The 13312-nt window shown below is 38.0% G+C and carries 11 protein-coding genes; 2 read left to right on the top strand and 9 right to left on the bottom strand.

The window, feature by feature from the left end; translation table 11 throughout:
• Positions 1-489 precede the first annotated feature (489 nt).
• From scpC to ABDZ84_RS19990, 3 genes are all read right to left on the bottom strand, one after another.
• Positions 490-2004 carry a succinyl-CoA:acetate CoA-transferase ScpC gene (gene scpC / locus ABDZ84_RS20000; RefSeq protein ID WP_205389188.1) on the bottom strand — a complete coding sequence of 505 codons (1515 nt, stop codon included), beginning with the start codon at positions 2002-2004 and terminating at the stop codon, positions 490-492.
• A gap of 133 nt (positions 2005-2137) precedes the next feature.
• Entirely contained in the window at positions 2138-2782 is a 645-nt protein-coding gene (locus ABDZ84_RS19995; protein ID WP_281949949.1) for a LytTR family DNA-binding domain-containing protein, read from the bottom strand.
• Between the two features lie 382 nt (positions 2783-3164).
• Positions 3165-3647, bottom strand: coding sequence for a PaaI family thioesterase (locus ABDZ84_RS19990; protein ID WP_026680447.1), 483 nt, complete (start codon positions 3645-3647; stop codon positions 3165-3167).
• A gap of 206 nt (positions 3648-3853) precedes the next feature.
• Between ABDZ84_RS19990 and ABDZ84_RS19985 the strand changes: the two genes are divergently transcribed.
• Positions 3854-4915: an NAD(P)/FAD-dependent oxidoreductase gene (locus tag ABDZ84_RS19985; protein WP_121604046.1), complete on the top strand. Its 1062-nt coding sequence runs from the start codon at positions 3854-3856 to the stop codon at positions 4913-4915.
• 71 nt (positions 4916-4986) lie between these two features.
• Here ABDZ84_RS19985 and ABDZ84_RS19980 read toward each other — a convergent pair whose 3' ends face one another.
• The 6 genes from ABDZ84_RS19980 to ABDZ84_RS19955 all read right to left on the bottom strand — a co-directional run bounded on the left by ABDZ84_RS19980 (position 4987) and on the right by ABDZ84_RS19955 (position 11943).
• Positions 4987-5676: an LrgB family protein gene (locus ABDZ84_RS19980; protein WP_026680445.1), complete on the bottom strand. Its 690-nt coding sequence runs from the start codon at positions 5674-5676 to the stop codon at positions 4987-4989.
• Positions 5669-6049 carry a CidA/LrgA family protein gene (locus ABDZ84_RS19975; protein WP_228089017.1) on the bottom strand — a complete coding sequence of 127 codons (381 nt, stop codon included), beginning with the start codon at positions 6047-6049 and terminating at the stop codon, positions 5669-5671. The genes ABDZ84_RS19980 and ABDZ84_RS19975 overlap by 8 nt, the downstream gene beginning before the upstream one ends.
• Positions 6050-6393: 344 nt before the next feature.
• Entirely contained in the window at positions 6394-7833 is a 1440-nt protein-coding gene (gene argH / locus ABDZ84_RS19970; protein ID WP_343782768.1) for an argininosuccinate lyase, read from the bottom strand.
• On the bottom strand, positions 7830-9089 hold the full coding sequence (locus tag ABDZ84_RS19965) for an argininosuccinate synthase (RefSeq protein ID WP_121604048.1): 1260 nt from the start codon (positions 9087-9089) through the stop codon (positions 7830-7832). Before ABDZ84_RS19965 ends, argH begins: the two co-directional genes overlap by 4 nt.
• A gap of 1395 nt (positions 9090-10484) precedes the next feature.
• Positions 10485-11129 (bottom strand): SDR family oxidoreductase, encoded by a 645-nt coding sequence (locus ABDZ84_RS19960; protein WP_166529933.1) that lies wholly within the window; start codon positions 11127-11129, stop codon positions 10485-10487.
• 175 nt (positions 11130-11304) lie between these two features.
• Complete coding sequence (locus tag ABDZ84_RS19955; RefSeq protein ID WP_026680440.1) at positions 11305-11943, bottom strand: endonuclease III domain-containing protein; 639 nt, start codon at positions 11941-11943, stop codon at positions 11305-11307.
• Between the two features lie 335 nt (positions 11944-12278).
• On the opposite strand from ABDZ84_RS19955, the gene ABDZ84_RS19950 reads away from it, so the two are divergent.
• The gene (locus ABDZ84_RS19950; protein WP_343782765.1) at positions 12279-13274 is read left to right on the top strand and encodes a PstS family phosphate ABC transporter substrate-binding protein; all 996 of its coding nucleotides are present in this window, start codon (positions 12279-12281) and stop codon (positions 13272-13274) included.
• The last annotated feature ends 38 nt before the right edge of the window (positions 13275-13312 follow it).

Genomic DNA, 13312 nt, shown 5'->3' with positions numbered 1-13312 from the left:
TTTCAAAATAACTACTTGGCTTAACGCAGTCATTGCACTGATTTTATACTTTCTTAACTTTTAAAAAAACAAACCTGAAATTATGGGATTTTTGCCGTCGGTTGCATGTAAGGTGAACCTACCCTGCATGTTTCATAACCCTTCCATAGTTGGAAACGAAAGTCGACGACTCCTGCCTTAAAAGTGTGTGCGGGTGTGACTTCACAAGAGTGAAGCCACGAGGGGTCTCACAGGCACCGTCCGCAGAAGGTAGCAATCAGCTTCTTCCTAACAAAAGCGCAAGCGTCCGATTAGAAACATAGCGAATGGAGCGAGTCAACGGTGATAAAGGAATCACGGTGTGCTTGCGCTAAACGCGGCTCATACCCTATTTAACCATATGGACTAATTTAATCATTTCCTAGACTATGAAAAAGCTACATCTCTTTTTACAGAAATGTAGCTTCCTCATTATATAGATCCCCTTTATCTAATCGAACCATCTAGAAACTAATCCTGCCCAATTAGTTCCTGCATTGTCCCCTGTTTCGTGTAACTAACATGCCAGCTCATTGCCTTTTCCAAATTATGAGGTGTCTGCCCACCACCTTTAATTGCTTCCTTATAGTAATTCCATAATTGCTTCCGATACATAGGATGTGCACAATTTTCAATAATCAGTGGAGCTCTTTCCCTTGGAGCAAGCCCTCGTAAATCTGCATAGCCTTGCTCCGTAACTAATATATCTACATCATGCTCTGTATGATCGATATGCGAAGCAAAGGGTACAACACTTGAAATAGTACCATTCTTAGCAATAGATTTTGTAACAAAGATGGCGACCCTAGCATTTCGGGCAAAATCACCAGATCCCCCTATCCCATTCATCATCTTCGTGCCCGCCACATGAGTTGAATTGACATTCCCATAGATATCAAATTCTAACGCTGTGTTAATGGATAAGAGTCCAAGTCTACGAATAATTTCTGGATGATTGGATATTTCCTGTGGACGCATAATTAATTTATTTCGATATCGCTCGAAGTTGTTAAAGACCTCTTGCATTCTAGCCTCAGAAAGCGTAATCGAACAGCAAGATGCCATCCGCACCTTATTTGCATCCATTAAATCAAATACAGCGTCCTGTAATACTTCCGAGTAAATCTCTAGATTTTCAAATTCTGAATTAACCATTCCATGTAAAACAGCATTTGCAACTGAGCCAATACCAGATTGAAGTGGAGCAAGGTTTTTAGTTAATCTCCCTGCCGCAACCTCCTCACGAAAAAAGTGCAGCAAATGATCGGCCATAACCTTTGTTTCTTTATCTGGCTGTACAATCGTAGAGGGAGAATCCGTTTGGTTTGTAAAAACGATTCCTTTAACTTTCTCCACATCAATCGGAATACCGATTGTACCAATTCGATCATGCACCTCAGTTAAAGGAATAGGTTTGCGCTTTCCTTGCTTATCCGGGCTGTATAGGTCATGCAGCCCTTTTAACAATAGAGATTGAGCTAAATTGATCTCAATAATAACTGCCTTTGCGCTCTCTGCAAATGAAAGGGAGTTACCAATTGAAGTAGTTGGTATAATTAACCCTTCAGCCGTGATGGAAATCGCTTCCAAAATAGCATAATCAACTTTTTCTATTACATTTCCCCGTAGTAATTCAGCGGTATGCGAAAGATGATGGTCAACGAATAGATGCTCTCCTTGATTTATTTTCCTCCGCATGAATGGATCTGCTTGAAAAGGTAAGCGTTTATTAACCAAGCCTGCTTCCGCAAACATCTTATCAACGTCTGACCCCAAAGAAGCACCTGTAAAAACATTCACCTTTAGGCGCTCCCCATTTTCGACTCGCTTTACTAACGCTGTTGGTACAGCTTTTACATCCCCTGCCCGGGTAAAGCCGCTTAATCCAAGTGTCATTCCATCCTTTATCCACGATGCTGCTTCTTCTGCAGTTACAACGCGATCATGCAGTCGAACATCCTCTATTCTATCATGTTCACATCTCATCCCAAACCCCTTCTTTCTTATTAGAGTTTAAGGACTATTCTATATGAAGCGCTTTCTTTTTTGTGGAAATATGTCTGGAATAGAAGTATATTGCTTAGACCAGTACCAGATACTTTTAAAACAGTATTTGTATTCAAAATCCTAATAGCTTCCGAAAATAACTGGAATAGGATTGGCTAACAGGTATTTGGTCTCCATTTCTCATAGCTAGCATAAATGTCGAATGCGTATCTGGATAAATATGCTCAATTTGATTCACATTAACTATAAATGATCGATGACAACGAATGAACGATTCTCTTGGTAGCATATATTCAAAATCCTGCAACGTAAGCCGATGTACACCATTCAATTCTTGAGAAATAACATTTGTCCTCCTGTCCTCCACTTCGATATATTGGACTTTCTCAAAAGGAATTGGTTTCCAACCGTCTGAAGTCTTTACGGTAATAACTGATTTCCCCTCCGTTAATGCTGGATAAATAGCAAGCACACATCCTCCTAAATGAGCTCCATCATAAAAGGGAACTGCCATACCATGATACGGGATCCCAAATACATTTCGGGGTATGAATTCAGACACTTTCTGCTCCATTACCAGAGCCTTGCTAGCAAGTGTTTCTTCCTTAATTGAATCTCCAGGTCTAATTTTTAAATCAATTCGTATACTTGGGCGATAGTAGATATATTCCGATGTCGTTGTTACGGCAATAGATATCTCATCGGAAAAAAGTTCACCAATTACATCTAATAATGATCTAGTAGTGAGTCTTTGCATGATAATGCTCCTTTTTCCTTACTTCATCCATTTCCTCGTGGATTTTTTTACAAAGTGTTTCCTTTATAGCTTTGACCGAATGATTAGAAAGCCAATCTATATTAAACTGTGCATGCTTATCTTCCTTTAAGTGTAGCTCAATCAAAGTACTTACTTCTTTGAATCTCTTTATATCTTCGAAGGAAATCCGTTTCCTTGGTAAACATAATCCGCGATAAATTAAAATCTCATTATCCTCCATACGAATGTAATCCTTTTTCCACATGGTTTGGTAATGGATCCCTTGAACAAGCGAAAAAAAAGCAAATATACTACTTATTACAACACATTAATCTACAAAGTGAAACTTCAATCAGTGGGTATCTTACTGGTTATGTACAGGTTAAACTTCTGATTTTTGTTTAAACGCTGCTGGCATTACCGCAGCTATCACTTCTCCCTTTGCACAGCAGTCGTTATGAGCAAACACTTCCGTGCGTATTTTGAATTTCTTTGGATGTATTTCTTCAACAGTTCCAATAGCCTTCAGAGGTATACCATGAGGTGTCGGTTTCATAAAGTCTACATGTAAAGATGCGGTAACAAAACGGGGTGGCTCTGTCCCATCTCCAATTTCATGGCCATTTTTACGATGTAAAGCCATTGACGCTGAGCCTGTTCCGTGGCAATCAATTAAAGATCCAATTAATCCTCCATATACAAATCCAGGAATAGCTGTATGTTCTGGCCTAGGTGTATACACCGTAATCGTTTTATCACCTTGCCAAATGGTTTTAAAATGAAGTCCTTCTTTATTCAGCCTTCCACAGCCGTAGCACCAAGCATAGTCCTCTGGGTAAATATCTTGTATTGCATCTATAGACATGTTGTCCTCTCCTTTTTTGACTAGTATAGCATACAAGCATATGTTGAAATATATGGTATAAGCATAAATTTTACATCCTCAGTCAACACAGTGTAGTTGATAACGGATCCATTGCTTGTCGAAATCAATCAAATGGTGACATCGCTTTATATCTTCGCTAGAATATAAGTATACAGATATTACTTTCAGAGATGGGGTTTTGTGGCATGAAAAGATTGGTCATATTAGGCGGGGGGTACGGTGGACTGAAGGCCTTGTTAGGTCTGCTTGATTATCAGCTGCCAGAAGAAGTAGAAATTACCTTAGTGGATCGAAATCCTTACCATTCTATTAAAACAGAGTTCTATACAATAGCAGCAGGTACTTCTGCAGAAAAAGATGTTCGATTACACTTTCCTGACGATCAACGTGTACGTTATTTTTACGGGGAGATTAAAGAAATTAATACGGTTAAGGAAGAAATTTTATTTTCTAATTCCAGTGAAATCATTCCCTATGACTATCTCGTAATTGGTTTAGGTTGTGAGGATAATTATCACGGCATTCAAGGAGCTAAAGAGTTCACACATAGTGTTCAAACCTTTGAAAATGCAAGAAATACAGGGCTTGCCGTTTGTAATTTGAAAGCTTACGGGAAAGTCTCAGTCGTTGGTGCTGGACTAAGTGGTATCGAAGTGGCTTCAGAAATAAGAGAAAGCCGCCCTGACTTAAATATTCGCTTATTAGATCGTGGTGCAAGTGTTTTAAAGGCTTTTGATGCAAAAATACAGCAGTACGTATCAGAATGGTTCATTAGAAACGATGTAGATGTACTCCACCACTCCAATGTAGAATATGTAGAAAAAGATGGCGTCTGCAATAACGGTGTTTGTTTTGTAAACGATGTTACCATCTGGACTGCAGGTGTAAGACCACATTATTTAGTTCGAGAACTTCCCTTTGCTAAAGATGAGCAAGAGAAAATCGTTGTGAATGATTTCTTCCAAATACCAGAAAGAACAAATATTTATGTAGTAGGGGATTGCGCTTCCTCTGAATATTCACCTAGTGCACAGCTAGCTGGTCAGCAAGGAGAGAAAATCGCAGAGGTGCTTTTAGCAGTTCTCAGTGATAAAGAGCCAAAAAAACCAAAGGAAATTAAATTAAAAGGTACACTTGGCTCACTCGGCAAATCGGATGGGTTCGGAAACATGATGCAAAAGCCAATGACTGGGCTTTTACCACGATTAGCTAAATCAGGGGTTCTTTGGTTAAATAAGCGCCATTAATACGTAAAAACCGAGGCTGATCACTCTGAATTGCCTCGGTTTTATTATTCACTGGACAGTCAACGTCACATTTATAGCATTAGATGAACCAAACCAGGGGTAATGATGGAAACAACAACTGCACTTACAACCATAGCAATCGTGCTAATCGCCCCTTCTAGCTGACTTTTTTCCATAGATGTCGCTGTTCCAATTGCGTGAGATGCACTCCCCATTCCAACACCACGCCCTAAATAATGATCCAATCGAAACAATCTAAGAACAAAAGTATGCATCAATACACCACCGATTCCTGCTATCATAACAAATACTGCTGATAACGACATAACACCACCCAGAGTATCTGTAACAGCCATCGCTACTGGGGTTGTTACAGACTTTGGCGTTAACGAATAGATAATGCTTGATTCAAACCCCGCCCACTTAGCTAATAATACGCCTGTTGAAATACCTAAGATTGCCCCAAACAATGTCCCTACTAAGATTGGTATGGTTACTTTTTTTAAAGTTTCTCTATGTTGATATAATGGATAAGCAAGCGCAACAACTGCCGGACCTAACAGCTCATTAATCCACTTTCCACCAATCATATATGTTTCATAAGGAATATGAAACATAGCTAGTATAATAATGATTATTGTCGTCGCAATTAAAACTGGCGCCGTTAAAGGGTAATTCCACGTATGATGAATACGAACTGCAAGTTGATAGATGAAAAACGTTCCGATAATTGCCACTGTTGCTAAGATGATTTCATTCATGCTGACATTCCTTTCTGCGAATTAACCACTGACTTACAACACCTGATCCACCCATAACAAAAATCGTGCTTATTAATACGATAATAATCAGGAAAAAACCTTTTCCAGAAAATAAGTGAAAATAATTGATAACACCAACTGTAACTGGAATAAAAAAGAATGCTAGATTATTAATAATATAATTAGCACCTTCATCAACCCAGGAAATACGAAAAACGTTGGTTATTAATAATAGAAATAAGATCAACATACCTATTACACTACCAGGAATAAATAAATGCAATGTGTTTTGTATCCAATTGCCAAACAAAAATATGATATATAATAAGCAAATATGGAGGATCATTTTACCTAACTTCTTCAAGATGGTCACTTCCTACTCTAAGATGTACCAATTGAAATAAATAGCTTATCATTAAAACACCGCGAGACAAAACGAAAAAGACTTGCTCGTAAATCCATTGAATCATCGCTGTGTTTCACCAGCTATTTTTCAAATGACATATACCATTATAGCAGTTATACAAACTACGTTGTAAATTGATAAGTGAAACTTCAATAAGTGGGAGGGTGTTTATCCCCTATTTACCAATATTGGTTTCTCTTTATTCCTAGAAGAGGTGGTGTTATTTCCAGTTATATGTGGAATCCTATCTTCCCGCCCTATTGCACAGAAAAACAACCGGGTTCACCATACCCGGTTGTAGAAGTTAGCTATTAATAAGATGACGCTTGGTCTGTACGGTTGGCCAATCGTTCATTTTTAACTTCAAGCCATTGCTTATTCATGTTAATGGCTTGTGTGATGCTCTCAAGCTGATTGTTTACTTGATTTTTAGCTGTTCCTCCCAGAACATTACGTGCTTGTACAACGGCTTCTGGTGATAGAAAATGATAAATATCAGCTTCAACCTTTTTAGAGAAAGACTGAAATTCATCCAACGTTAGCTCTGTTAAATATTTATTTTCTTTGATACAATATAGCACTGTTTCACCTGTTATCGCATGCGATTCTCTGAAAGGTATCCCTTTTCCAACTAGATAATCAGCAAAATCTGTTGCATTAGAATAATCTCTTTGTACCGCATTGTACATAACATCTTTGTTTACTTTCATCGTTTCAATCATCGGCGCAAATAAAGATAGCGCTCCTCTTAACGTCGCGACAGTATCAAACATACCTTCTTTGTCTTCTTGCATGTCTTTATTATATGCTAGCGGCAATCCCTTTAATGTTGTCAGCATTCCCATAAGATGACCGTATACTCGACCAGTTTTACCTCTTACTAATTCTGCCACATCAGGATTTTTCTTTTGTGGCATCATACTACTACCAGTAGAAAATTCATCATCGAGCTCAATAAAATGAAATTCTTGACTAGACCATTGAACAAGCTCTTCACAGAGTCTTGACAGATGCATGGAAATCATTGATGCATCACTTAAGAATTCAATAACAAAATCTCGATCACTAACTGCGTCTAAGCTATTTTCACAAACACCTTCAAAGGCAAGTTGTTCAGCTACGAATCCTCGATCGATTGGAAACGTCGTCCCCGCTAGCGCACCAGCACCGAGCGGCGATTGATTCACACGCTTCCAGCTATCCGTTAATCGATCGATATCTCGTTGGAACATCCAAGCATATGCCAGTAAATGATGGGAAAATAATACTGGCTGAGCTCTTTGAAGATGTGTATAGCCTGGTAAAATGGTATCCATATTTGCTTTCGCTTGTTTTAGTAATGCGATCTGTACATGGACTAGTAAATCGATTAACTCCACCAAAGCATCACGTAAATATAAACGCATATCAAGGGCTACTTGATCATTTCTACTTCTCCCTGTATGAAGCTTTCCACCAACGGGACCAACTTCTTCAATCAGTAGCTTTTCTACGTTCATATGAATATCTTCATGTTCTTCACTTAATCGTGCTTCTCCACTTTCTATTTTACTAGCAACAATGTTAAGACCCTCTGCTATGGTTTTAGCCTCTTCTGTCGTTATAATCTTACATTTACCTAGCATAGCCACATGTGCTAGGCTTCCCTCAATATCATAGGCTGCTAATTTCTTATCAAAATAAATGGAGGCTGTATACTCATCTACTAATTGACTCGTCGGCTTAGTAAAACGCCCTCCCCATAGCTTCATGGCTTGACAGCTTCCTTCACATCTAATACGGCGTCTTTCACAGACTGATCAACAGCTTTATGTGCGTGATTTACAGTTGCGTGTACTTTTGTAGGCAGTCCCCAAAGCTTAATAAATCCTAAGGCAGCTTCATGATCAAAGGCGTCCTGTGCATTGTACGTAGCTAAATCAAAGTCATACAACGACTGTTGTGATTCACGACCAACTACTTGTGCATGACCTTTATATAATTTAACTTTAACTGTACCAGATACATCGTTTTGTGTTTCTTCAATAAAAGCTTTCAGTGCATCCGTAAGTGGAGAATACCAAAGGCCGTCATAAACCGTTTGCGCCAGCTTTTGCTCCATTAACGGTTTAAATTGAGCTACCTCTCTAGGCAAGGTTAGTGCTTCTAATTCTTGATGGGCAGCAATTAACGTAAGTGCCCCCGGAGCTTCGTAAATTTCTCGTGATTTAATTCCAACTAAACGATTTTCCACATGGTCAATTCTTCCGACACCATGCTTTCCAGCAACACGATTTAATGTAACGATAAGTTCTTCTAATGGCATAGAATTGCCATCTAAGGAAACAGGCTTACCTTGTTCAAATGTAATTTGCACAATTTCCGGATCATTTGGCGCCTCCACTGGATTTGTAGTTAAGTCAAATGCTTCTTCTGGTGCTTCAGCCCACGGATCTTCTAATATTCCACATTCGTTACTACGTCCCCACAAATTTTGATCGATGCTAAACGGATTATCTAGATCAATCGGAATAGGAATATTATGTTTTTTTGCATATTCAATCTCTTCTTCTCTCGACATTGCCCATTCACGTACAGGTGCAACAATTTTTAAATCTGGCTGTAAAGCAGTAAACGCAACATCAAACCGTACTTGATCATTTCCTTTACCAGTACAGCCATGTGCTACTGCTACTGCACCTTCTTCTTTAGCAATATTCACCAATATTTTGGCAATCAATGGACGTGAAAGCGCTGATATTAAAGGATACTTTCCTTCATATAATAAATTAGCTTGTAGCGCAGGTAACACAAATTCATTTGCAAACAATGCTTTAGCATCGATGACATACGACTTAATTGCCCCTACTTGTAATGCTTTATTTTTCACAAATTCAAGGTCTTTTCCTTCACCTACATCAAGGGCTACTGCTATTACATCATAATTATATTTATCCTGAAGCCATTTTATCGCTACAGATGTATCTAGTCCGCCAGAATAAGCTAATACGATTTTATCCTTGGTCATTCTCACCACTCCTGTTCATTAAGTTCTTATTGAATTATTATGCATTAATATGAATATATATTCAATAGGTAACTATAATATTTTTATAGAAAATATGTTTTATAGTATTAATTCCTGTGTAAACCCTTGATACAAAGAGTATTAATTTAACTGATCGTCATGCACAAGATGTATTTTACGTTTATTAAAAAGATATAGATTTGGAGTGGAAATAAATTTATGTTGGCGAATTAAAAACCCCCTTCTAATAGGGGGAGTGTCAACGAACTATCAACATTTACAATAAGGAAAGAGCAAAGAAGGCTGGGACAAAACACAACTTCTTTACTCAAAATACGAATGATCATGTTATCAATGGCTAGTATCATCGCCGCACTGTGAAACTATACGCACTTTCCACGCACGGCCTCAGCTAACTTGGTAAAGAAAAACACGTTACCATGTGGATCTTCGGACTCGTGCTGTTTCCACCGGAGTTTCGCTTATTTCTGGTGCTAAAATAATTATTCTAATCAAAAAATGAACGATAATTAATTTCAACTAATCATCGCTCGTTTTTAATTGTTTCTTCATTTTTTTGTCTCAGTCTCATTTTTTATAAATTTTAAATCCTTAAGGTGGGTAATTATTTTTCGCTTTTTTTCTGATACCAGTGAGCATAAATATACAGTAACATTGCAAAAATAGAGGTTCCGATATTTCCTAACCATTGTACTGTATCATTGAAAGTGAATTGCTTTATTGTTAAAAAAAGAAAAACGCCGATAAGTACAGCAATATTGTAAATCAATCTATCACGCACTCTCTCTAAGTCAATTACTTTAACGAAGTACCTAGTTTTATCATAAGGTAATTAGAGTGAAAACCAGTCAAATTAAAACCTCTTTTTTCTGCTGAGGCTATACAAGTTGTGAGCATCCATATCATGGTTATGGGTATACCGCCACCTTTAACACCTGACATTCACTATATCAAGATCCTTTTAACCCCTCTAAGCTTCCACGTTTGGGAGTGTCTACCGGCGAGGGACCCCCTAAGATTGGGGAGTTCGATAAATGGAATCTGGGACCAACGGTATGATAAAATATGATAGCTGATACGGAGTTTACAGCGAAAAATACGTCTCATCCTATTAGATAATACATTGATGCCAAAATTTTGTATAGAGGTATTTTAAAATGGACAATTCACCTATCTAAATCGCTAACTGCTATCTCCGCAGAACCCCCCTTAATTTTTCTGTAATATGGATGAACAGGTTGTAGTCATTGTTGTTTTAATCAGAAGGATTATTATTTCAAAAAGATCCGAACTACCATCCGAATATCACTTCGTTACTCGCATAATAGTCCGGAATTGCTTTATCTATATTTCATTTGTCTCGTCCGCTATATTTTATAAACTGGTCAATGCTTTCGTTATTTCGCTGTCCCCGGATACTAAATCAAAGGATTTACAGAATGTATTCTTTTCATTAAGAGTTGCTATGACAGTTGAGGCTACATCCTCCCTTGGTATAAATCCTCTTGTTAAATTCTCAGCTGCTGACACTTTACCAGTACCTGGATCATTTAACAACCCGCCAGGCCGAACAATGGTATAGTTCAGCCTCGTAGTTTTTAGCATTCGATCAGCATAATGCTTCGCTACATAATAAGGCCTAATCTGCTCATTCCAATTTTCCCGATGATGAGCTTGATGAGCACTAACAATAATATATCTATCGATGCCTACCTGCTCAGCAGCTTCCATCGTTTTTACCGCTCCATCTAAATCAATGAGTAACGTCTTGTCTAGGCCTGTGCTTCCTCCAGATCCTGCTGTAAAAATAATTGCATCTGTCCCTTTCATTGCTGCTGCTAATTCATCAACACTGCCTTCTAGATCTGCTATAACTACGTCGATTCCTTTACTTTCTAGCGCTGTTGCTTGTTCCTGCTTTCTTACCATCGCTTTTACCGTATGTTCTTTACTAGTCGTTAATTGTTGTAAAATATGTTTCCCAATTTGGCCATTCGCTCCTACTAAAAATACATGCATATGATCGAACTCCTTCCTAATGTGAGTGTTCTGGCTCCATTATTTCAGACAATCTTAACCGAAGCAAAAGTACTGTTTCGTATAGAAGTTATATTACTTAGAAGTTGCTGTATCAGTTAGTTACACTACTATTCCTTAGTATATGTGGCCATAATATGGAATACATCCGCTTCATTTAGGATATTTGACGTTCACAGTACTCCCACAAAGGACAATCCGTACAAATCGGGGTTGCTTTACAATGTACTTTTGCATGCATCACAATTAGTGCATGATATTCATTATATATTTCCACGCTTTCTGGAAGCTCCCTTTCCACATCAGAACGAAACGCATCATAGGTATCAGGCATATTAAAACCAAGTCTTTTAAAAAGTCGCCTTGCATAAGCATCAACTACGAATATAGGTTTACCAAAAGCATACAAAAGGATTACATCTGCTGTCTCTTTCCCTATACCATGAATTTGCAGCAACTGCTCCCGTAACTCTAGTCTTTTTAAATAGCGAAGCTTCCTTACGTCATAATCATACTGTCTAAACCACATAAGAAATGATTTTATACGCTTTGCTTTCGTGTTAAAAAACCCACTAGGACGAATAAGTGTGGCTAATTCGTCAAGCGACAATTCATATAGCTCCTCTGGAGATCGATATACTTTTACATTTTTCATTGCCTTTTCGACATTATTCCAGTTAGTATGTTGTACTAGAATGGCTCCAAGCATCATTTCCATTGCAGAATCTGCCGGCCACCAGCCTTGTGGACCATAGTGAGAAAATAACGTATCATAAATAGCTTGGTAAGTACGCATGTGTATTACTTCTCCCATCATTAAATTTTCAACCTTACCTATCATTTCCTCCATCTTAGCAGAACGCCGTTTATCATTAAACTACATTTCCTATAAAGTGAATGCTTAAAATAGATAAGCTTCCTATTCTCACCTGCCAAAAACCTCCTAATATTTACCTGTTACGATAGTGTATTTTTCTCTCTTGCAAGTTATAAAAGGACCATTTTTCTATTAATTTACAAAACATTTACATTGATAACATACTAGCTTAATAATCGCCTACTATACTAGCAAATGAGAGGGGCAACCCTCCTTGATAATAATATATACGCTAAACAGGGGAGGCAATTTTAATGAAGTTCAAGAAGTACCTTATGTTCTTTCTTATCGCCGCACTTGCCGTTGTTATCGCAGCATGCGGGTCGGATTCAGAAGGAGATAGTTCAGAGAAAGAAAATGACTCATCTGAAAACGCAAATGCTGAAGGTGAAGGCGGATCTGAAGAGCTAGAGGGTAGTGTTGTCATTGATGGATCTGGAACAGTCTATCCTTTAATGTCAAGATTAGCTGAAGAATATATGGTTAATGAACAACCAAATGTATCTGTAGAAGTAAGTCGCGCAGGAACTAGTGCTGGATTTGAAAAATTCCTTGTAGAAGACGGAACAGACTTTAACGATGCTTCTCGTGTGATTAAAGAAGAAGAACAAGCAAAAGCCGATGAGCTTGGGCTGGAAATTAAAGAATTAAAAGTAGCCTTAGACGGATTAACAATCGTTACTCATCCAGATAATGATTGGGCTAAAGAATTAACGGAAGACCAAATCACAGGCATTTTCCTTGGAGAATATACAAACTGGTCAGATATTAATTCAGATTGGCCAAATGAAAAAATTCAAACCTATGGACCAAACGAAAATCATGGAACGTATGAATTTTTCTATGAAAACATTTTAGAGGAAAAAGATCTAGTAAGTGATATTAATTTGCAACAAGATTATTCAACACTTGTTACGTTAGTTTCAGAAGATAAAAACGCTATTGGGTTCTTTGGCTTCGGCTATTATGATAGTAACAAAGATAAGCTGCAAGCAGTTAACGTAGATTTTGGTAACGGACCGGTTGAACCTTCTTTAGACACCATTGCTGAGGATGGAGATTATGCAGGGTTCACTCGCCCAGTATTCACATATTTGAATGTTGGTCACGCTAAAGAGAAGCCCCAAGTACTTGATTACGCGCTATTCGTTATGAACAACATAAATAAATTTGCTGGTGAAACTGGTTTTGCTCCAATCCCAGATGAAGAAGCAGAGAGCTTAATCAGTGATTTAGAAGCTCTTAAATAACAGGACAAACCATTAGTGCTCTGTACTAATGGTTTCGG

Source organism: Virgibacillus salarius, from assembly GCF_039521925.1.
Lineage (GTDB): Bacteria > Bacillota > Bacilli > Bacillales > Amphibacillaceae > Virgibacillus > Virgibacillus salarius.
Note: the sequence above shows the minus strand (reverse complement) of the source record. Positions and strands in the feature narration are given on the sequence as shown.